The organism is Wolbachia endosymbiont of Drosophila willistoni, assembly GCF_040084705.1.
Classification (GTDB): Bacteria; Pseudomonadota; Alphaproteobacteria; order Rickettsiales; family Anaplasmataceae; genus Wolbachia; species Wolbachia pipientis.
In genome coordinates this window covers 166,222-190,494 of sequence record NZ_CP157591.1, presented here as the reverse complement: position 1 = coordinate 190,494, position 24,273 = coordinate 166,222, and the positions used below count along the sequence as shown (strand labels likewise).

The 24,273-nt window shown below is 35.6% G+C and carries 22 protein-coding genes and 1 tRNA gene; 4 read left to right on the top strand and 19 right to left on the bottom strand.

Annotated elements, in window-relative coordinates; translation table 11 throughout:
• Nucleotides 1–32: 32 nt before the first annotated feature.
• The 11 genes from polA to ABL518_RS00995 form a co-directional block, all read right to left on the bottom strand.
• A complete protein-coding gene (gene polA / locus ABL518_RS01045; RefSeq protein ID WP_010962979.1) occupies nucleotides 33–2,609 on the bottom strand; it encodes a DNA polymerase I in 2,577 nt (858 codons plus the stop codon).
• Nucleotides 2,610–2,823: 214 nt separating this feature from the next.
• Entirely contained in the window at nucleotides 2,824–2,988 is a 165-nt protein-coding gene (locus ABL518_RS01040) for an IS3 family transposase (RefSeq protein ID WP_010082072.1), read from the bottom strand.
• Nucleotides 2,981–3,142, bottom strand: a complete 162-nt coding sequence (locus ABL518_RS01035) for a DDE-type integrase/transposase/recombinase (RefSeq protein WP_010082071.1) — start codon at nucleotides 3,140–3,142, stop codon at nucleotides 2,981–2,983. Before ABL518_RS01035 ends, ABL518_RS01040 begins: the two co-directional genes overlap by 8 nt.
• 3 nt (nucleotides 3,143–3,145) lie before the next feature.
• Entirely contained in the window at nucleotides 3,146–3,493 is a 348-nt protein-coding gene (locus tag ABL518_RS01030) for an IS3 family transposase (RefSeq protein ID WP_081420798.1), read from the bottom strand.
• Nucleotides 3,494–3,564: 71 nt separating this feature from the next.
• The gene (locus tag ABL518_RS01025; RefSeq protein WP_010082069.1) at nucleotides 3,565–3,858 is read right to left on the bottom strand and encodes a transposase; all 294 of its coding nucleotides are present in this window, start codon (nucleotides 3,856–3,858) and stop codon (nucleotides 3,565–3,567) included.
• Between the two features lie 232 nt (nucleotides 3,859–4,090).
• Entirely contained in the window at nucleotides 4,091–4,897 is an 807-nt protein-coding gene (locus ABL518_RS01020) for an SDR family oxidoreductase (RefSeq protein ID WP_010082068.1), read from the bottom strand.
• Between the two features lie 5 nt (nucleotides 4,898–4,902).
• Entirely contained in the window at nucleotides 4,903–5,547 is a 645-nt protein-coding gene (locus ABL518_RS01015) for an alpha/beta hydrolase (protein ID WP_010962980.1), read from the bottom strand.
• Nucleotides 5,548–5,944: 397 nt separating this feature from the next.
• The gene (locus ABL518_RS01010) at nucleotides 5,945–6,310 is read right to left on the bottom strand and encodes a hypothetical protein (RefSeq protein WP_010082066.1); all 366 of its coding nucleotides are present in this window, start codon (nucleotides 6,308–6,310) and stop codon (nucleotides 5,945–5,947) included.
• Nucleotides 6,311–6,430: 120 nt separating this feature from the next.
• Nucleotides 6,431–8,098, bottom strand: coding sequence for an aminopeptidase P family protein (locus tag ABL518_RS01005; RefSeq protein WP_070356957.1), 1,668 nt, complete (start codon nucleotides 8,096–8,098; stop codon nucleotides 6,431–6,433).
• Between the two features lie 8 nt (nucleotides 8,099–8,106).
• Nucleotides 8,107–10,041 carry a tRNA uridine-5-carboxymethylaminomethyl(34) synthesis enzyme MnmG gene (mnmG, locus tag ABL518_RS01000; protein WP_010962983.1) on the bottom strand — a complete coding sequence of 645 codons (1,935 nt, stop codon included), beginning with the start codon at nucleotides 10,039–10,041 and terminating at the stop codon, nucleotides 8,107–8,109.
• 187 nt (nucleotides 10,042–10,228) lie between these two features.
• Nucleotides 10,229–10,304, bottom strand: a tRNA-His gene (locus tag ABL518_RS00995).
• A 150-nt stretch (nucleotides 10,305–10,454) separates the two neighbouring features.
• Between ABL518_RS00995 and murJ the strand changes: the two genes are divergently transcribed.
• Nucleotides 10,455–11,942: a murein biosynthesis integral membrane protein MurJ gene (murJ, locus tag ABL518_RS00990; RefSeq protein ID WP_010962984.1), complete on the top strand. Its 1,488-nt coding sequence runs from the start codon at nucleotides 10,455–10,457 to the stop codon at nucleotides 11,940–11,942.
• 3 nt (nucleotides 11,943–11,945) lie between these two features.
• Nucleotides 11,946–14,489: an AsmA-like C-terminal region-containing protein gene (locus tag ABL518_RS00985; RefSeq protein WP_095742811.1), complete on the top strand. Its 2,544-nt coding sequence runs from the start codon at nucleotides 11,946–11,948 to the stop codon at nucleotides 14,487–14,489.
• Between the two features lie 54 nt (nucleotides 14,490–14,543).
• Here ABL518_RS00985 and ABL518_RS00980 read toward each other — a convergent pair whose 3' ends face one another.
• From ABL518_RS00980 to ABL518_RS00970, 3 genes are all read right to left on the bottom strand, one after another.
• The gene (locus tag ABL518_RS00980) at nucleotides 14,544–15,737 is read right to left on the bottom strand and encodes a phage portal protein (protein WP_010962986.1); all 1,194 of its coding nucleotides are present in this window, start codon (nucleotides 15,735–15,737) and stop codon (nucleotides 14,544–14,546) included.
• A 235-nt stretch (nucleotides 15,738–15,972) separates the two neighbouring features.
• Nucleotides 15,973–16,215 carry a type II toxin-antitoxin system RelE/ParE family toxin gene (locus tag ABL518_RS00975; RefSeq protein WP_348994398.1) on the bottom strand — a complete coding sequence of 81 codons (243 nt, stop codon included), beginning with the start codon at nucleotides 16,213–16,215 and terminating at the stop codon, nucleotides 15,973–15,975.
• On the bottom strand, nucleotides 16,212–16,445 hold the full coding sequence (locus ABL518_RS00970; protein WP_010081986.1) for a DUF6290 family protein: 234 nt from the start codon (nucleotides 16,443–16,445) through the stop codon (nucleotides 16,212–16,214). Before ABL518_RS00970 ends, ABL518_RS00975 begins: the two co-directional genes overlap by 4 nt.
• Nucleotides 16,446–16,696: 251 nt before the next feature.
• Between ABL518_RS00970 and lipB the strand changes: the two genes are divergently transcribed.
• Both lipB and ABL518_RS00960 read left to right on the top strand, forming a co-directional pair.
• A complete protein-coding gene (gene lipB / locus ABL518_RS00965) occupies nucleotides 16,697–17,314 on the top strand; it encodes a lipoyl(octanoyl) transferase LipB (protein ID WP_010081985.1) in 618 nt (205 codons plus the stop codon).
• On the top strand, nucleotides 17,314–18,291 hold the full coding sequence (locus ABL518_RS00960; RefSeq protein ID WP_010081984.1) for an LD-carboxypeptidase: 978 nt from the start codon (nucleotides 17,314–17,316) through the stop codon (nucleotides 18,289–18,291). Before lipB ends, ABL518_RS00960 begins: the two co-directional genes overlap by 1 nt.
• A 353-nt stretch (nucleotides 18,292–18,644) precedes the next feature.
• Here the strand turns inward: ABL518_RS00960 and terL are convergent, their stop codons facing one another.
• The 5 genes from terL to trmD form a co-directional block, all read right to left on the bottom strand.
• Nucleotides 18,645–20,108 carry a phage terminase large subunit gene (terL, locus tag ABL518_RS00955; RefSeq protein ID WP_095742810.1) on the bottom strand — a complete coding sequence of 488 codons (1,464 nt, stop codon included), beginning with the start codon at nucleotides 20,106–20,108 and terminating at the stop codon, nucleotides 18,645–18,647.
• 802 nt (nucleotides 20,109–20,910) lie between these two features.
• The gene (locus ABL518_RS00950) at nucleotides 20,911–21,708 is read right to left on the bottom strand and encodes a phosphoribosylformylglycinamidine synthase subunit PurQ (RefSeq protein WP_006279487.1); all 798 of its coding nucleotides are present in this window, start codon (nucleotides 21,706–21,708) and stop codon (nucleotides 20,911–20,913) included.
• Between the two features lie 6 nt (nucleotides 21,709–21,714).
• Nucleotides 21,715–22,965 carry a PstA family ABC transporter permease gene (locus ABL518_RS00945; protein ID WP_095742808.1) on the bottom strand — a complete coding sequence of 417 codons (1,251 nt, stop codon included), beginning with the start codon at nucleotides 22,963–22,965 and terminating at the stop codon, nucleotides 21,715–21,717.
• A gap of 221 nt (nucleotides 22,966–23,186) precedes the next feature.
• Entirely contained in the window at nucleotides 23,187–23,564 is a 378-nt protein-coding gene (rplS, locus tag ABL518_RS00940; protein WP_006279489.1) for a 50S ribosomal protein L19, read from the bottom strand.
• On the bottom strand, nucleotides 23,548–24,258 hold the full coding sequence (gene trmD, locus ABL518_RS00935) for a tRNA (guanosine(37)-N1)-methyltransferase TrmD (protein WP_010081960.1): 711 nt from the start codon (nucleotides 24,256–24,258) through the stop codon (nucleotides 23,548–23,550). Before trmD ends, rplS begins: the two co-directional genes overlap by 17 nt.
• Nucleotides 24,259–24,273: the final 15 nt, after the last annotated feature.

Sequence of the window (24,273 nt, the reverse complement as noted above, 5' to 3'; positions counted from 1 at the left end):
TACTATACTTCAATTGTAGCATATTTTTCATATTAATTCAAATAATCTATACTCCTAGAATTCACGATGTTTAAGTCATAATTAAGGGAATTTAGACCCCAGTTGTCGCCAATTTTTATTTCTACTTCAAGTGGTATAGAAATTTCTATTGCATTTTCCATTATATCTTTTATAAGTTTTGCTGTTTCTTGCACCTTTTCGTCTTCTACTTCAACCAGTAGTTCATCGTGAACCTGGAGGATTATTTTACCTACTTTCAATTGGTCAAAAAGCTGAATTGTCGCACGTTTTATTATATCAGCAGCGGTTCCTTGCAGTGGTGCGTTTATTGCTGCCCTTTCTGCAAATTGTCTTATATAAGGAATTGTATTGTTTATGTCTCTTACAAAGCATCTCCTGCCAAACAAAGTTTCTACATAACCATGCAATCTTGCGATAGACACTGCTTTTTCCATATAGGCCTTTATTTCTGGGTAACAGGAAAAATAGTAATTAATGTATTCAGCAGCTTCCGCAATGGTAATTCCAAGCCGCTTTGCAAGACCAAATGGGCTAATGCCATATATAATTCCAAAATTGATGGATTTTGCTTTGCGTCTTAATTGCTCATCTATTTCTTGCACTCCAAAAACTTGCCTTGCGGTGATCTCATGAATATCTTGTCCGTTTGCAAAAGCTTCTTTAAATGCTGCAACGTTTGCAACGTGTGCCAGGAGTCTTAATTCTATTTGCGAATAGTCAGCAGAAATTATCTTATGCCCTTTTGGCGCAATAAATGCTTGTCTGATAAGATTTCCCTCTTCGCTTCTGATAGGAATATTCTGTAAATTAGGATTGCTGGAGCTCAGCCTTCCAGTTGCAGTTGCAGTCGTTGAAAAGCTTGTGTGTATTCTACCATCAAGTGGATCAACTTGCTTTATTAATGCATCAGTGTAGGTGCCTTTTAATTTACTTAAATGTCGCCAATTTAAGATTTTACTTGCGATTTCTACCCCTTCTTCTTCGAGTGCCTCTAGAACTTCATAATTGGTGCTATACGATCCAGATTTTTTTGACTTTTTCTTTTTATTAAGCCCCATTTTGTTGAATAAAACATCACTTAATTGTTTTGGCGAAGCAATATTAAATCTTTCTCCTGCCAAATTATATATCTCATCTTCAAGCACGGCAATTACCTGCTGAAATTTATCGGACAGCTCCTGTAATTTTTGTATGTTCAGTAATATCCCATTTTTCTCCATATCAAATATTACTTTCATAAGTGGCTTATCGAAGCGCTCGTAAATTGTGAGCAATTTTTCCTGAAATAACCTTTGCTTTAGCTTTTCATGAATTGCTATTAAAGTTTTTGCCGAGAAAATTTCTGCATTTTCACTCAAATTATGCGCAACTATGTTTGGAATACTGTGATCATGCTTTCCTGTATCCAAGCTATACGACATTATCATCAAATCATCAACTGAATCTAACATCTTCTCTATTGCAGGGAAGATTTTCCTGATCTCTTTAATGTTATGTATTATTTTAAGCACTCCATTTGAGAGCAAAGTTAAGTTAATTATAATGAGTGCATCTTGTATGCTGTCTTGCTCTATATAAAAAATATTACTTTCGCTATAAGATAGACTTAATACATTGTTTTCAAGGTGGTAATGAATTGCAATTTTGCCTTCATATCTACAATGCTCTAAAAATTTCTCTAACTCTTCACTACTATACTCTATTTTTTCTTCTGTGCTAGACCCACTATAGGAAAAAAGCTTTTCCACTTTCCCTATCAAGGAATTGAATTCATACTTCTTTAAAAAGGATAATAGTTTTTCCATATTTGGAGGGCGAACTTCACATTTTGCAATATCATGTTGAAGGTCTACTTTTTCGCATAGTGATAAAAGTTCTCTTGAAATTAGCGCTTTTTCCTTATGTTCAGCAAGAATATTACGAATCCTCGTTTGCTCGATGTTATCAATGTTCTCTATAATATTATTCAATGAATCAAATTCATCTAGTAATTTAGCTGCAGTCTTCGGACCTATTCCCGGAACGCCTGGAATGTTGTCAGATGCATCACCAGTTAGAGAAAATAAATCAAGAAGCTTGTGTGAGTTTACGCCAAATTTTTCTATTACTTGTTTTTCATCTATATATATATTTTTAATGGGGTCGAATATTAAAATATTGTGGTTCAAGAGTTGAAATAAATCTTTATCTGATGAAACGACTACCACTTTAAAGTCTTGGTGGTTGGCGTATTTTGCAGCTAGTGTTGCAATTATATCATCTGCTTCATAACCTTCAATCTCTTCATAGCTGAGGTTAAAAGCTTCTACCGCTTCCCTCAGTATGGTGAACTGTGGAGTTAGATCCTCAGGAGGCGTTACTCTGTTCGCTTTGTACTCAGGATATAAATTGTGCCTAAAATTCTTTTTCCCTGCATCAAGTGCTATAGTTAAGTAGTCCGAATGGGCAATGTACTTAAGAACCATATTCAGAAAGCCATATACACCACCTATTGGCATTCCTGTTGTGGTAATTAAGTGAGGTAGTACATAGTAAGCTCTGAAAAGAAAACCATAGCCATCGATGATTGTGAAAGTTTTTTCTTTCATTGTAGATATTTATGCGTGCTTTTGATGGTCCACTATTTAGCTGAGAAAATCAAGTTTTTGTTTTTCTGCTTTTGAGCGTTGTAAGAGATTTTACCGAAAATAGCATTCATGATGGGGATGTACACATATGACCTTACCCAGAAAAAGTGGAGAGAAAGTGTGGAATGTTTTTTACAAAAAGAATGATGCATCAAATTGTTCTGGAATGCAATAGTTAATAGTGACGTTGTTTGTTATAAAAAATTTCTATGTATTCAAATATTGCAGTTCTAGTTTGTTGAGCAGAGTGTTGTGAAGTATCAATAAGTATTTCTCTTTTCAATGAGCTAAAGAAGCTTTCTGCAACAGAATTGTCGTAACAACAGCCTTTATTACTCATCTATATTCTTTACAGCTAAGAGATATTGATACCCTTGCGCAGTATATTGTGAACCTTGGTCACTGTGCAGCAGTAGATTTTTAACAGGTTTACGCCTATTAATGGCCATTAATAAAGAGTTCATAACCAATTGTTTATTTATTGCACTACTCATTAACTACCATACGTGAGAATTATTGCTGCCAAATATAGCCATCCCTCCTTGGTTTTGATGTAAGTAATCCCATACTTTATTTGGTTGATCAACAATAAAGTTTTGATCTAGTATATTGGGAGCTACAGCTCTATTATCTGTTTGTTGTTTTTTAATTTTAAACTTTCTTCTCAGTATAGCCCTGATGTCATTTTTCTGCATAATACTTTGCACCGTTTTCAAATTGCAACTTTTACCCAAAGCCTTCAATTCAGCATGAATTTTAGGAGCTCCATATCTACATTTAGAAACTTGATATATTTTTTGAATAGCTGCGAGTAGCTCTTTATTTGCTGATTCTCTACTGCTTATTTTTCTTGTGGTCCACTTATAGTAGCCACTAGCAGAAAATCCTACATAATTCCTGTACTTTATAGCAGTTACTATATAAAAAAATATTTTACTCTTTTTGACTGGCCAGGGCTTTTTTTTAAATGTCTCTTTCCCTTGTTACTCTTGCTTTGTAAATCAAACCTCTCTTTGTCATAAGGTGCTACATCTGGAAATGCATTTGCCGCCGACTTTTTTTCGTTGTGTTTCTTTATCCATTTTCCTAATAAACCACCCTTTATTCCTAAATCTCTTGCTATTTTTGTAATTGTTTGACCTGCCTTTCTTTGTTCATTTGCCAGCTTAACAGCTTCCAATTTGAATTCTGCCGTATATTCTCTTACCATTTCTAATCCTCCAAAATTTTATTTTACCCAAAAAAACTCTTTTCTTTCTCTCCACTTTTTCTGGGTAAGGTCACTATTTCTTAAGTAATTTACACTTCAGAGTTTATCTGCTTTAAAGTTTACTCTATTCTGTTTCAGCATTTGTCATAAATCCTTAATTATTTCTGACTTTTTAGTTCAGTTTTTAACCATTCTTTCCTTAACTTAATGGCAGTGACAATAAGCCTATCTATCATTCTGATGTGATTTCAGTTTTGTTTACGTGCAAACTCTCTAATCCCACCTTGTAGTTAGGATAAATTAGAGAGACATTAAGATCTTTTTTAATTTTAACATTACTTACTCTCTTTGATCCTAAATAAAAACTCTGTGCATAATCTGGTAACTCAATTGGTTCTGGAGGGCTAACATTGAGAAGTTTGGTCGCATATATTACCACTTCAGATTGTGTAGTGGGTAAATCGTCTGCACAATTGTATATTTCACCAGGTTTTATGTTTTGCATGGAAGAAAATAAAATATTTGATATATCTTCAACGTGAATACGAGAAAAAAAATGCCCTTCTTTTTTCACATTCCTTGCTTTGCCAAGCTGCAAGTCAATTAACACATTCCTACCAGGACCGTATATTCCAGCTAAACGAAAAATATGTACAGGCAATCTGCTATTCAGCCACCTCTTTTCAGATCTAAGGCGCTTTTCTCCTCTGATTTCTATAGGTTTTGTTTCAGATTCCTCATTCACCCAATTACCAGAGTGATCACCATAGACGCTAGTTGCAGACAAATAACCGAACCATTTTACATTTTGCAGGCAATCACCGTATCTCTCCACAACATCATCGCCATCTGGAGGAATAGAAATTAAAACGTGCGTTGCGCTTTTAAGCAGATCTTGACTAACTTTCTCATAATTAAAGAGGATTACATCTTGTATATTTTTACTTCTTGATGTGCCACTGACTTTCCAACCTAAGTTCAGTAATTTTTTCGATAAAAATTTAGCTACATATCCATAACCAAAGCAAAACAAGTGCATGAAAATTAATTTTTAAAATTCTTCTTGATAAATTCTACTCCTAATTTTATTCCCTCTTCATTAATAATATGCCCTAATGCATGAATTGGGTGTCCTTCAACATTTACTCCATTTTCTTTCAGAGCTTTAACCGCTAAGTCGAGGGACGAAAAAGGTACCACGTCGTCAGCATCACCATGGATAACACATATGTTAGGCTTTGATTTGATCTCTGGTGCAGTTTTTGAAGGTGAAAGAAACCTACCAGAGTATGCAACAACTGATGCACAGGATTGAGAGCGGGTGAGAGCTGTATGTATTGCAAGCATTGCTCCTTGAGAAAATCCAACTAAAGAAAGTTGCGTATCTTTTAAATTAAGCTCCTTTAATTTTGTATCAATGAAATGATTTACAATTGATGTAGCATTTTTTACTCCATTATATAGCGCTTCCTCACTACGATCTTCCAAGCTGAACCACTGATAACCATCACCTATTTCTCTTTCAAACGGAGCATTGGGTACTGTAAAATATGAACCCAGTAAAAACTTGCTCATAACTTTAGCAAGGTGAATGAAATTATCGCCACTTGAGCCCCAACCATGTAAAAAAATAATCAAATTTTTCTTATTTCCGCCTGCACAAATTTCTGGGCCTTTAAGTTCAATCATTTCTTTTCCTTTTGCGTTTATATTTTTATTTAACACTAATTTTCAAATTTGTAAAACCAATGTGCAATTACGTTCCCGATACTACAGATAAAGTGACTTAGGTTCATCGACGATTTGAAAAACCGTCATTCCGCTACTCGTTAGCGGCTGAGATACCGCGAATGAATCGCGGTATGACGTAGGGAAAACCTTAGCTATAAACCTCAGAAATAAGAAAACAAACTAGAAAAAATACCTCACTATAACTGCAGCCTTAAGCAACGTACCTTATTTATTTACGAAAACTGGTATAAATGCTATGCAAGTAGCTACACTACTTGCATGACATCAACAATTGACCTCGACTTACCGTCCAACTAGAAAGTTGTATATAGAATGACAGAAATCCAGATGTTATTTACTTACTTTCGATCTTTTCTATCAATTTTTTAACTAAACCTCTTAGCTTCTTACTGGATTCATCAAGCTCTTGAATTTGCGAGCTGCGCTCTTTCATTAGTTCCTTATAGTTACCTCTTATGTAGTCAATCATTTCCTTCATCTGAGCAATCATCTTGTTAGCATCCATGCTGTCCAAATCAGGTATCATGTTAGGCATACCGCCTTCTAACATACCGCCAGCCATAAGCTGCTGAGACATTTGCATAAATGGTTTTAAAGTCTGATTAAGCAATTCAGGATCCTTGGCTAATTTTTCTATTTGCTCTTTGCAAGTATCTATATACTGCTTCATAAATTCATCTTCTTGCACTTTACCTGTCATAATTACACCTACTTGAAAATATCGATTTTTTATTATATATTGTTTTTAAATTAAAAACAATACAAAATACTCATCACAATTGCATTAATACTTTTTAAATAATAAAAAATGCTCCTTTGCTTATAAAGGGTCACATACTTTCTTTAACCACTCCTTATCTTTGACGCTATTTTCTAAGTTTTTATAGACAAATTGATGGTAGCCATTTATCCATTCAATTTCATCCTTAGTAAGCATTTGCACATTTATTAGTCTTCTATCATATGGAATAGAGGTCAGTTGTTTAAAGTTTAAGAAGCCGTTTTCTTGTCTGTTGACATACATCAGATTTTCAATCCTTATTCCATACTCTCCCGGAATGTAATAGCCAGGTTCGTTGGAAAGTATCATCCCTGGCGTGAGTTTCACTTTATTACTTTTTGATATTGCTTGTGGTCCTTCGTGTACTGATAGGTAACTTCCTACTCCATGCCCTGTACCATGCATATAGTCCATTCCAAATTTCCATAAATGCGTACGTGCCAATATATCCAATTCTCCACCAGTAGTGCCGGGGGGAAAGACGACACTTGCTATAGCAATGTGAGCTTTGAGTACTATTGTATAGTGGGTTATTTGCTCATTGGTCGGATTACCAACTACTACAGTTCTTGTCACATCAGTTGTGCCGTCAAGGTACTGGCCACCAGAGTCAATCAAATACAGTCCATCTTTCTGAATTACTTTATTCGTCTTACTGCTTGCACGATAGTGAATTATTGCCCCATTCTCATTAAATGCAGAAATTGTTGGAAAGCTCAATTGTTTAAACAAATTCTGCTCTTTTCTGTATTCTAAAATCCTTTCTTCAGCTTCAAGCTCTGTACCAACATTACTTTCAAGCCAATGTAGAAAATTTGTAACTGCCACTCCATCTCTGATGTGCGCATTTATAGCCCCAGCTATTTCAGTTTGATTTTTTACTGCTTTATAAATTAAACAAGGATCCTCTCTTTCAGCTACCTGTTTATCTTTTATTACAGCCATGATACTCATTGGAGTTGTGTTTGGATCTATAACTATTGAATTTAGCTTGTGCAGCGAATTTTCTAGCTCACTGATATCAAAAATATTTATATGATTGCCTAAATTTGCTTCTATAGTTGAATGTTCTTTATCTTGAATAAACAAATCAACATTACCGCTTTTATACAATATAGCACGACCCAATATACATGGAGTATATTTAGCATTTTCGTTTCTTAAATTTAATAACCATGAAATTGAATTTGGATCAGTTAAAAGCACTGCTTCAGCTTCTTTATCTATACTTTTAGCGACTTTTTCACATTTGTCCTTACTACTTTCACCAGCATATTTAATAGAATGTAAAACCACTGCTTGTTTTCGATAGTCACTTTTTTTTCCAGCTAAACAGGGTATTAATTTACAGATATTCTCATACTTTCTTATATCTTCCATGGTAAAATATTGCAAATAATAACCTAGTGAGGCAGTCGATGTTAAGTTTGCTTTTATCCATTCGCGTGGATCCTCTTCTTGTATATTATATACTTGAAAATTGCCCTGATCGAGCTGATTGTGAGCTTGTGTGATATAGCGTCCATCTGTAAAAAATTGGCACTTGTTGTTTTTTGTGACAATAAGCAGCCCATTTGTTCCTGTGAAGCCACACAGCTTTGTTAGCTCCTCTGAATACTCATTTAAATATTCGTCTTTAGTATGTAACACAAATGCATCAACGTTTATTTCGTGCATAAAAGAACGAAATTCTTTGATTTTTGACATGGAATGCCTCACGCAAAACTAGCAGCTACTTTCGTTTTCCTGTTTCTCAAATACACTAATATGCTCACTATCGCTGCGGGAGTGATGCCTTGTATTTGCTTTGCAATGCCAATCGTCGCTGGTTTTATTGTTTGTAGCTTTTCTATTACCTCACTTGACAAGCCTTTAACTTGTGAATAGTTGAAGTTGATTGGAATTTGAGTGTTAATTTCCTCTCGTAAAAACTTCATATCTGCTTCTTGTCTTATTAGGTAGGGTTTATATTTTGCTTCAATTTCAACCGCTTCGCATATTTCATTCTTAGCTCTATTATCCGCTTTGGTGTGTCCCATTTTGCCATTCCAGCGCGTGACGCTGCTTAACTCCGGCCATATTTCTTGTAATTTATTCCAGTCGATGTTTGGATAGCTAAGTAAATCTAGTGCCGTTTTTCTTATCCCATCATAAGATATTTTGATACCATAAGACCTAAGCTGCTCAGGAGTAATCGTCAGACTCCCTAACTTCTCTTCAAGCTGCTTAATGGATTCAAGTTTATTCTGTAAAACAGAGTATCTCTCATGCGAAACAAGGGAAATATCATAACCTTTTTGTGTTAATCTTCTATCTGCATTGTCTGACCTGATAGCTAGCCTATATTCTGCACGCGAGGTAAATAATCTATAAGGTTCGATCACCCCTTTGATGACTAGATCATCTATCATTACGCCGATATATGAGTCTGTGCGATGAAGAACAAAGCTTTCTTTTTTTTCAGATGCAGAAAGTGCTGCATTGATCCCGGCAATAATTCCTTGCCCTGCTGCTTCTTCATATCCAGTGGTGCCATTAATTTGGCCAGCAAAATATAGGCCTTTAATTTTCTTAGTTTCAAGAGTATGAAACAGCTCTCGTGGGTCAATATAGTCATACTCAACTGCATATCCAGGCCTTAGTATTTCTGCGTTTTCAAGTCCTTTGATACTCTTTATCATTTCACGCTGCACTTCAATAGGCAATGAATTTGAAATTCCGTTCGGGTATACAGTATCATCATCCAGGCCTTCTGGCTCTAGAAATATTTGATGACTACTTTTTTCTGCAAATTTATTAACTTTAACTTCAATTGATGGGCAGTATCTTGGTGCTATAATATCATCCAAATACGAAGAAGCTGACCTGTGCAGATTCTCTCTAATTATTTTATGCGTGTTTTCATTAGTATGGGTAATAAAGCATGATACCTGAGGTTGGTTAATTTTTTCTGTGAGATAAGAAAACGGCACAGGTGGATTATCACCCACTTGTTCTTGCAATATTGACCAGTTTATAGTGCCACGATCAAGCCTCGGTGGAGTTCCAGTACGCAATCTACCTAATTTAAAATTATATTTCTTCAACGTATTTGCAAGTTCTACTGCAGGCTTATCTCCCATTCTCCCTGAAGGAGTTACCTGCTCTCCTATATGAATCACACCCCGCAGAAAAGTCCCTGTAGTTAGAACGACTTTACTTGTCAGTATATGCTCCCCTGAGCTTGTTATTACAGCTTTAATGCACAATTCTCCATTGTTATTACTCTCTATAAGAAAATCGTCAACCGACTCTTCTTTTACCGTCAAATTATTATAATTTAGAATAATTTCCTGTATTGCTTGCTTGTATAATTTTCGGTCTGCCTGTGCACGCGGGCCCCATACTGCTGCACCTCTGCTGCTATTTAAAATGACTGAGTGTATACTTGCTTGATCGATTGCTCTTCCCATTATTCCATCAAGAGCGTCAACTTCCCTGACTACAACGCCCTTTGCAACTCCTCCGATTGCTGGATTGCAGGACATTTCCCCTATAGTTGAAATTTTATGAGTTATAAGCAGCGTGTTTGCACCAAGGCGAGCTGCAGCAGCAGCAGCTTCGCACCCTGCATGACCACCACCTACTACTACTACATCATATTTATGCATGCCTTCTTGAGTAATTCTTACTCTACTAATATTCTAACTATTAGCGGTTAATGTCAAATTTTACAGTAATTAACTATTTCAATCATCAGTGGCCAATGTATAGCTAACTCACGTCATACCGTCACGGTATCTCTAGATCCCGCTAACAAGCAGCGGGATGACGGTTTTTCAAATTATCGGGTTTTAGTGGGGCGAGCGACCAGGATCGAACTGGCGACATTCAGTACCACAAACTGACGCTCTACCAACTGAGCTACGCCCGCCAAGATATAAAATTTCTAACATAAGAGCGCAAATAGTCAATTGATTATTTAACTCTCCTTTTGCAGAGGGTTTTAAGTTTAGCCAATAAATATTTTCATTGATACTTTTACCATTATAGTTAATTGTATTGACACTAATGAAGTAGTGGTATGTTTAAAAGTATTTTCACATTTAGTTTTTTTACGGCTATTTCAAGGATCTCAGGGTTAATAAGAGATGTATTGATTGCTACGGTTATTGGTGCGAACTCTCTTGCAGACATATTTTTTTCTTCGTTTCGTTTTGCCAATCTATTTCGAGCATTTTTTGCAGAAGGAGCGTTCACTACCTCATTCATACCATTATATTCGACAGAATCATATGATAATAAAAAGGCATTTAATTTTGCAAGTAGTGTAATATCCATTACGTTTATTATCTTAGTAATTTTTTGCCTTATCATGCAAACTTTCTCCCCTTATATGATTCAAATTTTTGCTCCTGGATTTGACCAAAGTAAGTTTACCCTTACTGTTACTTTATCAAGAATTATGATGCCCTACATAATCTTTGTTTCAATTGCATCACTTATTGGTGGAATGCTGCAAGTAAAGCAGCATTTTGCTTCAACAGCTATTGCACCAATCGTTTTGAATCTCTGTTTAATCATCAGTTTGTTTGTGCCTTACGTAAAAACTCCAGCGCACAACCTTTCTATAGCTGTCCTTATAGGAGGAATTTTCCAGCTACTTTTGATACTATTTAGTGCATACAAGTTAAAGGCAGCTTTTTCTTTTAGCCTTGAATTAAGCAATGAAGTAAGGTTATTTTTTAAGCGTGTGATACCTGCAATTATCAACAATTGTGTAACTCAAATAAGCTTATGGATTGATACAATCATGGCGAGTTTTATACCAAATGCGGTGTCCTATATATATTATGCCGATAGACTAAATCAACTACCGCAGGGAATAATCGGTACTGCAATTGGTACAGTGCTTCTTCCTTTAATTTCAAAACAGGTGGATAATACTGAAAATATAGTCAAAATACAGAACAAGGCTCTCAACATAGGATTAATGTTAATTATGCCAACAACTGCTGCCTTTATCATTATTCCCGACATAATTTTACTTACGCTTTTTTCTTACGGCCGGTTTGATCATTATGCAGTGCAGCAAACTGTTCCCACTTTAATAGCATTTTCTCTTTCTTTACCTGCATTTATTATAAATAAAGTATTGCTACCTACATTTTTTGCTAAAGGCAATCTGAAAATACCAACCATATTTTCGCTAATGTGTCTTGGAATTAATGTAGTGCTAAACCTTTTGTTAATGAACGAGTATCAGCATACGGGGATTGCTATTGCTACTTCCGTTTCCACTTGGATAAACTCTATTCTATTAATTAGTTATTTAACAATAAATAAAATGTATAAGGTTAGCCAAGCGTTATTGTTAAATGTCATGAAAATTTTTGTAGCAACGGCAGTCATGTCAATAGCCCTTTATATTTTTAATTCTTTGTTGGCAGGATTATTTTTTGATAAAATGTTGGCTCGTATTGTTTATTTAACGACTTTAATAGCTTTGAGTGTTATTGTTTATTTTGGTATTCTCTATTTAATATTTAAGGGAAACTTTAAGCATGTGTAAATTATGAGACTTTCTTTATATGCTATATTATCAATCTCACTGCTATTAATTCTCATGCATGTTGCTGCAACTTTTAAGGATTGGAGTGGCTACAGGAAATATATCATAAAAGAGTTAGAGAAGACGTATGATGCTAAAGTGCATATTGGGGGAAAAATTAAAGTTTCGTTGATTACCCCAAAGCTCACTATTTATAATGTATACGTACAATACAACGAAAATAAAGAGCAAAAGTTGTCAGATTTAATTAGTGTAAGAAAAATTGAAATAAGGCCATCATTCCTATCGTTGTTTTTATTTTCGTTGCAACCAAAGTCAATCACATTGTTTGGCATGAAAAGCAACAAAGAAAATTTACTTAATATTATAAATACAAACGCCAGTGGTAACACAGTCGATATAGTAATAAAAGACAGCCAAGTAAGTTTCAAGAATGATTTCGCTGATATTGTTAACATAAAGGAAGTTGCTGTAAAAAAAAATAAGCAGTTTTTTGGTAAAGTAAAGGTAGGTGATAATAATTACGATTTTTCAGGAAAGGTTAATATCACAAAAAGGAATGTACACATTAGTGTTGAATCAAATTTTGTAAATTTGCTATTTACAGGTAATAGAAATCAAGAAGAACTCCAGGGTAATTTAACATTAACAATTAATAACAGTTCCGGTTCTGTGAGTGATTTAGCAAAAATCATTAATCTTAGCTTTCTCTCTTGTGTTATTCCTAGCGAAAATATCAAGATATCATCCAATATAAGTCTTAATGAAAGTGAGTTTACGGCAACTGACTTAAAAATTGATTCCAAAAGCATGCAAGCCAGCGGTACAATACAAAATGATAGAAAAGGCAATCACACTAATTTCAATATTAGCTTCAGTAAAGTTGATTTAGATTCCATACAAAATGATTCACAAAGAACAATGAATATGAAGGATCTTCTGGAATGTTTTAGAGCAGTTGTGCCAAAGAACTTGAGCTTAAATTTTAATATGGAAGCTTCTAACATTCAATATCAAAACAAAATATTGGACAATTTCCGTGCTGTACTAAAATCCACTGATGGCAAAGTAAAAGTTAATACGCTTCTTAAATTTCCTGGAATCAATAATATATCTTACTTATCAGGAGAGATCTCAAACAATAATGTCCTATCTGAATTCAACGGTGATTTATTAGTCGAAGGAAATGATTTTGAGTCATTCATTTCATGTTTTTTCCCTTCTATAAAGATGAAAGAAAACCAGAAAAATCAATTTACACTAAGTTCTAAACTGCACCTTGCACCAAGAATATTATCTATCTCAGACATTAGACTGCTAAATAATAAGGAATCCTTGCAAGGATCAATTAGAGTAAGCCACACAAAAAAACGCAGTGTGATCGATGGTGAATTTAGCATGCATAATCTTGATGCAGATAAATATGATCATTCATTATTTAGCAATTTACCTAAAATGCAATGGCTGAAAAATTTTCAGTATGATACAAATATAAAGGCCCGTGTTAATAACCTTACATTGAATGATACGAAAATTAAAAATTTGGATTTTTTGCTGAAAATGGAAAAAGGTAAGCTAGTTGCAGATAAAATAAAACTATCTGGAGAAGATTTCGATATTACCGGTAATGCAAAAATATTAGCAGATCAAAAATACGCCAAACCTTTATTAGATGTTAACCTTACGGGCAGTAAATTTAATGGAAAAATTATTACATTACCAAATTTAGTAGAGACGAAAAGAAATTCAAGAAATGAGATAGATCAAATTCAATGGTCAACAAAGCAGCTTGATTTTTTGGATGATAAAGAAGGCTTTGATGCAAATGTGCAAATCAATACTGCAGAATTTAAAACCGAGCAGAATGTTTTAAAAGATTTTAATTTGGATGCGGTAATGAGAAACAACACTATCACTATCAGGCAGGCAAGTTACGTATTAGAACGCGGGCAAGTGTTTTTTCAGGGTTATTTAAGATCAGACTCAATAAATACAAGATTTTCTATTGTAAATTTGGACACTAAAAAGATTGGTAAGGTTATAGGAATTGACAATGTAAATGGTCAGGTAAGCTTAAATGGTGAAATCAAAACTCAAGGAAAAAGTTTTCATGATTGGGCTAGTAACTTATCAGGAGATGTAAACTTACAAGCGCAAGGAATAGAAGTTACTAATGTAGATTTCAATTCATTTATCACTAATTTGTTAAGCAGTAAGAATAAATCTGAAATTTCCACACTTGCTTATGTTGATATATATAATGGCAAGACATTTTTTGAAAATATTAGCGGAAAAGCAAGTATTAAGAGTGGTATATGTTCAACTAGTTTACAGTTCGGGATTGATCAAGCATCAGGATCGATCTCTTCTAATTTAACCTTATCTAACTTCGCTTTAGCTTCTATATTCAGGTTCTTTTTCATACCACCAAATTATAGTAATCCAATCTATATCGATATGCATTTGGATGGCCCTATTTGGCGTCCTAAGATGAGTTTTGATGTAGACCAAATCTTCATCGCTCTGGTTGGCAAGAAAAATAGTTAATTTACTTAGGTGTACGGTTTAGGGGACAATAAACTCATCTGAACGGATACAAACTTAACCTAACTCATCACCACCTGGCAGTGGTGGCAAGCCAAATGCTTCTCTCTTTTCGTTGAGCGTCATGAAGCTTGCGTTTTCTACGTATTTCCACAACTTTTGTCTTTTTTCCATGAGAATTTCTATTGCATCTTTGTCATACGACAAGCACAGATCTTCACCAAATCTTGGTGTCAGCCAAGAATTCAGGTGACAGATAATATTTTCTAGCGTTGGTAAAACCGTCTGCTCCCAGAGGGATAAGCGTGCTTCGACTAAATTGCTATAAGTGTTATCACCCGGTATGCCAAGCAATTGCGGTGGAACGCCAAAAGCTAGCGCAATATCACGAGCTGAGCTGTGTTTGGACTCAATAAAATCCATATCCCTTGGCGATAAGCTCATTTCTTTCCACTCCAAGCCTCCTTCAAGCAATATCGGTCTTCCAGCGTTTATAGAACCTGAATAATGATCATTTATCTGCGCTTTTAAGCGTTGGTACTGCTCTTGACTTAAACTTCCACCACTTCCATCTTTTGCTGATTTTACAACTATTGCACCACTTGGTCTTGCCCCATTTTGCAACATCGCTTGATTCCAAGCACCCGCCTGATTATGTTGATCTATGCTATATGCAGCTGCCTCAATTGGTGATAACCCATACCAATCATTCAAAGGATTAAAGGTCTTTAAGTGCAACACTGCTGAACATCCAGTTAGTTTATCAACTTTAAAGTCATAACTGTTGTTATTTATGGTATAACGATAGATATAAGGAACGTTATTTCTCCCTGGAACAATTTCAACCCTATCGGGGCGCAGAAGATAAAGCTCTGTTGGTGGTTTTCTACTATTCTGTGACTCAACCATCAATATATAAGAATTGCCGTTAACTAACCGATAAGTTACAATCCCCTCAATAAATTCCGATTTTGATGTCATTGGATTAGGAGAATAAAGTAATTTCAGTAATGGATGGGCTTTTAATTGCGATTTTCCCTGTTCAGTAAGCTGGCAGAGAGTAAAAGGTACCGAAGATGCAGCACTTGCAATCATATTAATTGCTCGAAAGGCAATAACATTTTTTATGTAACCTTCCTCAGCAAAACTTACATAATCACGCTTACTCCAACTTGGCTCCATCATTAGCTGCAAAGCAGAATATTTAGTAAATACTGCGCTTTTTTTTCTTTGAAAAATATTGAGATTCATATATGCCTCCTAAAAAATTGAATTTGTGGTAGAATTATATCAATTGGTGTCACAGGAAGGATATACTAACGTACGAACATTATGTTTGAGAGCAATCTCTACACAGTAGTTAAATGGCAGGCACAATAAGGGGTAGCAAAAAGAATGAGCTTTTTTTTTGAGCTGAGCGAAGCCACCTAAGGTAGAAAATGAATCAGGAAGGAGTAAAAATATATTTAATATTTATATGATGTACTTACTTATAAATATCTTTTCTGTGTCCTATCTCTGCGATAACCACTTCATATTTTATAATATTTACGGAATAGATAACGCGATAATCACCTACCCTTAATCTTCTTTGTCCTTTAAATCTGTAATATAATGGCTCACCAAGGTTAATGGGATCAACTGTAAGGCGCTTATTTATCGCATTTATGATCCTTAATCTTATTGTTTTTGGAAGAGCTGGAAGGTCTTTCTCAAGAACGCTTTCTATGAAGATAATATTGTATTCCAGTCTACATCCTCACTTCTAATTTTCTTTACACCTGAAACATTACGTTTAGCAGCACGCTCAATTAGTATTTTATCTTCCTCATTTTCAATTGCTTCTTGTATTAGCTTCTCTGTTAGTTCTTTAATGGACTTATTTCTTATTTTAGCCAGTCCAGCAAGACACTCTGAAATTTCGTTGTTGAAAGTTATGCTAAATTTTGAGTTTGCCATATATTTTACCTAAAATCTACTAATAATTATACAACATTTTTCTGAATTTTTCAATAAAAAAAGTTGCCTATACGTAAAGAGGACCTGTGTTGACAAATAATTAAACATTTGTCATGTACTATGTTTGTTAAGGAGAAATAGCACAGAAGTTAGTATTAAGTATATTAGGAATAAGAAAGGCTGCGCCCAGTGTCACACACTGGAATAACAGGAAAAAACGAACTGCTATACTAAAAAAAAAGAAATAGAATATGACAGAATGGCTAATATCTAATCAGCTTATTGATTATAACTGTGCTGTAAAATCCATGGAAGAGAAAATTCAACAAATTCACAATAATTCAGCAGACGAATTGGTATGGCTACTCCAGCACCCTCCACTTTATACTGCAGGAATCAGTGCAACAGCTGATGATATTGTTGAAAAACTATTTCCCATATATAAAACAGGAAGGGGTGGTAAACACACATATCATGGTCCAGGACAGCGCATTATATATTTAATGTTAAACCTTAAAAAAAGAAACAAATGCGATATAAAGCTATATATTAGAGATCTAAGTAAGTGGATCATAAATGTTTTAAAGCAATTTAATATACTTGGAGAGTTTAGAGAAGATAGAATAGGCATTTGGGTAAACCATAACGGAGTAGAAAAAAAAATTGCAGCTTTTGGTATTCGCTTAAGAAAATGGGTAACTTATCATGGCATAGCGCTTAACGTCTTTCCAGACCTCTCTCACTATAAGGGTATTATTCCTTGTGGGTTGCAAGGTTATGGCGTCACGTCAATGGAAGAACTAGGAGTGAAAGTTCCACTCTCTGAATTGGATGATATACTAAAAAAAGAGTTTTATAAGATATTTTAATGATTGTTTACCTTTTATATTTCATTCTCACTTTATGTGCTAACACAGGTATTCATGCAATGGACCAAGTTGATATTATTGCTCCTTCCTCCAAGGGAAAAGAATCAGATCTGACTACTATAAAAGAATATGTAGAAGCTTTGGATTTTAATCCCCATATTTCGGAGAAAATATATAGTAATGATAACCCATTTTATTCCAACTCTGATGAATTCAGAGCAAATGATTTGGTTAGTGCACTAACCGGTGATAGTAAAATAATCTGGTGTATCAGAGGAGGAGAAGGGGCTTCTCGGTTAATTCCCTATCTAGAAAAGTTACCCAATGATAAAAAAGAAAGGATTGCTCAAAACAAAAAGATCCTCATAGGCTATAGCGATATAACTGCCTTGCACATCCATCTACAAGCTAAATATGATTGGCAAACTCTTCACGGCACCATGTTGGAAATGATAGTAAATAACTCCGTTTCTGAAAGCTCTGTTGAAAAATTGAAAGAGTTAATTCTTAACAAGCGGGATTCTATCAGATTTGATAAGCTAAAGATGATAAATAATGGCATTAGACTAAAAGATGGCAGATTAAAGTCTAAAATCATCGGTGGTAATATGACTTTAGTTGAAAACAGTATAGGAACTGTTTGGCAAATAAATGCGAAAGGTAAAATTCTATTTTTAGAGGACATAAGAGTCTACCCATACGCAATAGAGCGCAGTTTAGATCACCTAAAACAAGCTCACATCTTTGATGGAGTACATGCAGTAATCTTTGGGGATTTCGTTAACTGCTATAACGATAACCTTGTTGAAGTTGTAAAAGAAAGGTTTGCAAAAAGTGTTAACTTTCCTGTATTTACTATGAAAGGGGTAGGCCATGGACATACAAATGATCCTTTACCTTTTAACACTCACGCTATTATTAGCGTTCAAGACGAAAAAGAAGGTTTGTTTTTTATGGACGTGCAGAATGTTAGCTAATCTTATAGCTAACGCGAGCTCTACGTCATACCGCCGCAGTATCTCTTAGCCGCTAACACGTACTTAACCGTCATACCGCGATTCATTCGCGGTATCTCATCCGCTAACAAGCAGCAGTTCTACGTCATACCGCCGTGGTATCTTTTAGCATAGATCCCGCTAACACGTAGCGGGATGACGAGCTTATCGTCATGCTGCCGCGAACCGTCATACCGCCACGAACTGTCATACCACCACGAACCGTCATACCGCGATTCATTCGCGGTATCTCTAGATCCCGCTAACACGTAGCGGGATGACGGTTGTCAGGGTGTCATGCAAGTAGCTGACTACTTGGATCTGGTAGGCTTAAATCACAATGCCCGTAAAGCTGCGACCCTAGAGCTACTATCTCTCACCCACTGCAAATATTGCACGGTACTATCCACTTGATCATCGTGTCGAGTTTCAGGAAACATTAAAATCTCATACTCAAAATCGTTCAGCCATACTGCTTGGTGCGGCAGAAAAACCTTGCCAGACTCTATAATCGGAACAATTTGATAAAATCGAGTGAGTTTGTCATCATGTGGTACTATTTCGATAATTGGTAAATCACTGTTTGTCTTTAGCTCTTGCACCAATTGCTGACCACTTGTTTTTGCTTCGATTAAAATTGCGTGCGGTGTCCATCTTGCAGCTAGTGACAGAACTTGCTCTTTAAGCTTTGGATACTCAAGCTTTGCGCGATATACATCGAGTAAATAGAATTTATTGCCCACTTTTGTCCAGGTGGTGCAGACGCTAAAGTTGCTCATGCTGCTTGTTGAAACTGCAGTGTCCCAGCTCTGAGTGACATATGAGAGACTATCAGAAAAATTTCTATAGCGCTTCAGCCACTCTCGTTTAATTATACCACTTGAAAGTGGCAGAGGGTTTTGTTGATATTGTGCAGCAAAAGCGTAACTTCCAAGTTCAACCTTTATCATCTCAACTTCTTCTTTTCCTCCATCGAGGGGATATAGCAACTGACCTTCTTCTCTTGAGTATAATATTACGGGTGGTGTCATTCTAGCACTTGATGCTGTAATCCAGCTTTTGTACTCATTTGTAGTTACTCGGGTGACAGGAACAAGAAAAGGAGGCGCTGGCTTTTTGATTGAATAGATAATCTCCTTATTTTCAGATATCATCGGTAAACAAGTATGGTTCCATATGTTTTTCGGTTTGGAGAGAAGGTGCCCGGTTAAATCTTCTTGATGTAGCCTATGCATCACAAGAACAATTACTCCTTTTTTTCTATTGTTGAGCCTGGCTACTAAAGTCTGGTCAAACCAATTTGTAGCACGCTTTCTAAACGTTTCACTCAAAGCTTGGGCGGGACTCAGTGGATCATCCACGATGATGAAATCACCACCTTCACCTGTTAACGTCCCTCCAACTGACGTTGCGATTCTGTATCCTCTCTGCACTGTTTGAAATTTGTATTTGGTATTCTGATCTTTGGATAGTTCTACCTCTGGAAACAGCTCTCTATACCAACTAGACTGCATTATGCATCTTGTATCGAGCGAGTGCTTTTCGCTAAGCAGCCGAGAGTAGCTTGCAACTATTATTCTTGCAGTTGGCTGATTTCCCAGTATCCATGCGGGCCACGCAACACTAGCGCACAGGGACTTCATTGAACGCGGAGGCATATTGAATATTATTCGCCTCATTTTGTCAACATTTGCCGCTTCAAGTCTGTCTGCTATGACTTTTATATACTGATAATCATTATACTCACACCCCGGCACTACCGTTTGAAAACACAGTTCAATGAATTTTAGAAAGTTCATGATATAATGTTGAAACCAACGCGTGACGCTGGGATGACAAAAAAAGGAGCACTAAAGGCTATAGGTGAGACGTTGCGGTATCTCTAGATCCCGCTAACAAGCAGCGGGATGACGAATTACTTAACCATCATTACACCGTCATACCGCGATTCATTCGCGGTATCTCAGCCGCTAACAAGTAGCGGAATGACGAATTACTTAACCATCATTACACCGTCATACCGCGATTCATTCGCGGTATCTCAAAGCATAGATCCCGCTAACAAGTAGCGGGATGACGGTTGTCGTTTAGCTATAAATGTTAAAAAATTTGCCAAACGAAAAAAAAGGCAAAAGAAGCCCCGTGGTTGGCTAATTACTTACATTATACTTTCAAGTATGGCGTTTTTTTATTCTAAACGTTTAATAACCGCGATTCAGTTGCTTTTAAGCCGCAACTAATCTAAATTATAAACATTAAGAAATTTACTAAACAGAAAAAAAGGCAAAAGAAACCCTAGGGTAGCTAGTTATTCACTATCCATTTTTTAAGTTGGCGTTTTTTTATGTTTTAAATGCTTTATAAGCGCATTTTAGCTTATATTAGGTAAAAACCTAGAAGTTTTATAAAGACATAAGGTGCACATAGTGCAAAAAATTAAACATGAGACGCCAGATACGTGAGTTTTTTTGTCATTTAATCTGTACAGAGAAGATAAATAAATAGCTTCAGTTTCATGATAAGGGGACTGGCAAGGCTTGTCAAGCAAGTTTTTTGCAATATCAGGGGATAATTTCGACCATAAATCCCTATCAATAAATTTTAACAAAAATACTTTAGTGCATTTTCAAATATAAGCATTCCATCGCCATATTTTGGCACAGCAACACCTAAACGCTTGCTCTTTTCTTTTTCAAGGGGCCAATTATCTTGCTGGGTAAAAAATATTCCCCTTTCTGGATGGGGCATTAAAGCTAGCACTCTTCCACTTTTATCTGATAAAGCTGCTAGGTCGTATGTAGATCCATTCGGATTGTAAGGAAATTGTAGGTTAGCATAGTTGCCATTTTTATCAATGTAACGTAATGCGGTGGAATTGCTCTCAATCAATTGGTTCAAAATATCTTGATCCATAAAAAATTTGCCTTCCCCATGAGCAATAGGGAGATATAGTTCACTCAGACCCCGTAGCCAAACAGAATTACTCTTTGAATTAACTCTCACTCTAATCCAACGGCATTGATAATTGCCTATATCATTATGGATTAAAGCTAGACTAGAGAATTCTGGAATTAATTTTACTAATATCTGACAACCATTACATATTCCTATAATCAGCTTGTCCTGAGATAAAAACTCTTGAAACTCATCCAACAAGTTGTTTTTAATACGTAAAGCAAACGCATTACCAGCACCAGTGTCATCACCATAGGAAAAACCCCCTGGAATTGCAAGTATATTGCTTAATTTCAGTTCACCTGGATTATCTATGATATCGTTAATGTGAACGATTTTTACTTCAATATTACCAATACCAAGTTTTCTGCTGCATTCCATAAATGCAAATGCAGTTTCTTTTTCGCAATTTAAGCCATAACCAGATAGGACTGTGATTTTCATGAATTGCTAAAAATTAAAAAATTCGAATTTCCTTTTTACAAAATTTGCTACTAAATTTAACGCAAATAACACCAATAATAAAGCTATAATTGCGATAGCAGCAAGTTCAACAAATGCAATTTCAGGATTGCTTGACCATATGTATATTTGCACAGGTAGAACAGTCGCCGGATCGAAAAAGGACGTAGGTGTATCAGCAATAAATGCCACCATACCCATCATAAGTAAAGGAGAAGATTCACCTAAAATCCTTGCAATTGCAAGCACAGTACCATGTATTATTCTTGGTAACGCAATCGGTAAAGAGTGATCTAATATCACCTTGATGTGAGGTGCACCGAGCGCAAACGCTGCATCTTTTATCGTAATAGGAACATTCGCAAAGGCATTTTTTGTTGCAATTATAATATTAGGTAACATCATAAATGAAAGAGTCATTCCACCAACAAGTGGTGAAGAGCGTGGTAGCCCAAATATGCCAAGATAGAGAGTTAAGCCCACTACACCAAATATTATTGAAGGCACTGCAGCAAGATTATTTATGCCAATTTCTACAATATTAGTCATTAGCCTATTTTTAGGCATAAATTCGTAAAGACAGATGCCCGACATAATTCCTATTGGTAATGCTAATGCTAGGCACACTATAATTGTCATTAATGAACCGATAAACGCTCCTAAAATCCCTGCATTTTCAGGTTCACGAGAGTCAGATTTAAGGAATAAAGACTTATTAAAAAATTTTTTCACTCTCCTCTTTTCTTTTAGCCAATCAAGTAATTTAGCATAACGATCATTCAAATATTTATCTTTATTTATTGAATTAATTATACTTGACGCGGTAAACCAGATCTCATATTCACCACTATCTTTTACTTTCTTACGAAAAAATTTCTCTAGTTCTTTGTAAGAATTACGACTTAAAATTTCGTCACCGTCTTTAAAATCAGTTCCTCCAAACACCTTACGTAAAGAATCGTTGAGTAAGCCAATGGACTTATACCGCAAATCACTAGGATTACTCGCCAAAGCAAGATCAGCATTTATTTCAACTGGCAATAAAATTTTCGTTACTGTTAAGGCACTGTAAGAGTTAACCAATATACTGAGCAATATACACACAGGACAGCCAAGTGAGATAACTAGTGCCGTGAAAGAACAAAAGCGTAGCGCTCTGTTCTTTTTATTTTTCCTTTTTATACGAGCATGTACACGCCTTGACTGAAGTAATTTAAGGAATTTTTTCTTTATACTCATTTACTTTTCTTTACACGAGGATTTGAAAAAACTTTCCCCTTTTTTGTCATGCAAGTAGCTGACACTGGGATCCAGCAGGCTTTGCCTGCAAATAATTTTTACATTTTCCATGAAAGCACAAACCAAAAGGAGAATAATGAATGCTGGATCCCAGTGTCGGAGCACTGGGATGACAAGAGAGAGTTCTGAGATGACACAATTGACATCACTCCCTATTGTATCTACTTAGATTTCTTTTTAACATAAGTAGTACGCTCTTTGATCCTTGCAGCTTTTCCAAATAGTTTGCACAGATAATACAGTTTTGCTCTACGAACCTTTCCTTTTCTTGTCACTTGCACTGAAACCAGTGCAGGAGAATAAACAAAAAACTGAGACACTATACTTTCTCCATGGCTCACTTTTCTGACTGCAAAAGAAGAATGTAACCCGCGGTTCCTTTTTGATATACATACACCTTCAAATATCTGTATACGTTCACTTGTACCGTCAACTACTTTAAAAGTGACCTTCAAATCATCGCCAGGACGAAATTCTGGTATTTCTTTAGCTAACACTTGCATTTGCTGTTCGTTAAATTTTTTAAGTAAATTTGTCATTTATCTCTCCACTCAATAATTCAGGCCTACGCTTTTTTGTTATAACATGAGACTGCTTCTGCCTCCAATCACTTATTTTTTTGTGATTGCCAGATAACAAAACCTCAGGTACTTTATATCCCTTCCACTGCTCAGGTCTAGTATATTGAGGATATTCAAGTACACCACCACCATAATTAAAACTTTCTTCAGTAATACTATCGGTATTATTTACTACACCTGGAAGAAGTCTAATGCATGCATCAAGAACCACCATTGCAGCTGGCTCACCTCCTGAAAGTATATAATCTCCAATACTTAACTCATAAGGAGTATACGCATCAATTATCCTTTGGTCAATACCTTCAAATCGACCACACAATATTGTTATATGAGGAAACTCTAATAATTCTCTGGCAATATTCTGATTAAACTTAGTTCCAGATGGAGTCATGTAAATAAACTTAGTGTTTTTATGAACAGAGAGCATACTATCTACTGCATCACCAACTACATCAGAACGCATAACCATTCCTGCTCCACCTCCATATGGAACATCATCCACAGTTGAATGTTTATCTTTCGCAAAAGAACGAACATTTATTACTTCAAGGTTCCATATTTTTTTTTCTAACGCTTTTCCGGCAAGAGAATAGTTCAAAAACCCCGGGAACATTTCTGGGAATATGGTTAATATTGTAACATTGAATGCCATTAAGGTTTATTTTAA

Coding starts and splice junctions, on each gene's coding strand:
- ABL518_RS01010 (WP_010082066.1), bottom strand. CDS start 6,310: ATGACAGGTAAAGTGCAAGAAGATGAATTTATGAAGCAGTATATAGAT.
- terL (WP_095742810.1), bottom strand. CDS start 20,108: ATGAACTTTCTAAAATTCATTGAACTGTGTTTTCAAACGGTAGTGCCG.
- polA (WP_010962979.1), bottom strand. CDS start 2,609: ATGAAAGAAAAAACTTTCACAATCATCGATGGCTATGGTTTTCTTTTC.
- ABL518_RS01005 (WP_070356957.1), bottom strand. CDS start 8,098: ATGTCAAAAATCAAAGAATTTCGTTCTTTTATGCACGAAATAAACGTT.
- mnmG (WP_010962983.1), bottom strand. CDS start 10,041: ATGCATAAATATGATGTAGTAGTAGTAGGTGGTGGTCATGCAGGGTGC.
- ABL518_RS01040 (WP_010082072.1), bottom strand. CDS start 2,988: ATGAGTAATAAAGGCTGTTGTTACGACAATTCTGTTGCAGAAAGCTTC.
- trmD (WP_010081960.1), bottom strand. CDS start 24,258: ATGGCATTCAATGTTACAATATTAACCATATTCCCAGAAATGTTCCCG.
- ABL518_RS01020 (WP_010082068.1), bottom strand. CDS start 4,897: ATGCACTTGTTTTGCTTTGGTTATGGATATGTAGCTAAATTTTTATCG.
- ABL518_RS00980 (WP_010962986.1), bottom strand. CDS start 15,737: ATGAATCTCAATATTTTTCAAAGAAAAAAAAGCGCAGTATTTACTAAA.
- ABL518_RS01035 (WP_010082071.1), bottom strand. CDS start 3,142: ATGAGTAGTGCAATAAATAAACAATTGGTTATGAACTCTTTATTAATG.
- ABL518_RS00960 (WP_010081984.1), top strand. CDS start 17,314: ATGATTGTTTACCTTTTATATTTCATTCTCACTTTATGTGCTAACACA.
- ABL518_RS01025 (WP_010082069.1), bottom strand. CDS start 3,858: ATGGTAAGAGAATATACGGCAGAATTCAAATTGGAAGCTGTTAAGCTG.
- ABL518_RS00950 (WP_006279487.1), bottom strand. CDS start 21,708: ATGAAAATCACAGTCCTATCTGGTTATGGCTTAAATTGCGAAAAAGAA.
- ABL518_RS00985 (WP_095742811.1), top strand. CDS start 11,946: ATGAGACTTTCTTTATATGCTATATTATCAATCTCACTGCTATTAATT.
- ABL518_RS01015 (WP_010962980.1), bottom strand. CDS start 5,547: ATGATTGAACTTAAAGGCCCAGAAATTTGTGCAGGCGGAAATAAGAAA.
- murJ (WP_010962984.1), top strand. CDS start 10,455: ATGTTTAAAAGTATTTTCACATTTAGTTTTTTTACGGCTATTTCAAGG.
- ABL518_RS00970 (WP_010081986.1), bottom strand. CDS start 16,445: ATGGCAAACTCAAAATTTAGCATAACTTTCAACAACGAAATTTCAGAG.
- lipB (WP_010081985.1), top strand. CDS start 16,697: ATGACAGAATGGCTAATATCTAATCAGCTTATTGATTATAACTGTGCT.
- ABL518_RS00945 (WP_095742808.1), bottom strand. CDS start 22,965: ATGAGTATAAAGAAAAAATTCCTTAAATTACTTCAGTCAAGGCGTGTA.
- rplS (WP_006279489.1), bottom strand. CDS start 23,564: ATGACAAATTTACTTAAAAAATTTAACGAACAGCAAATGCAAGTGTTA.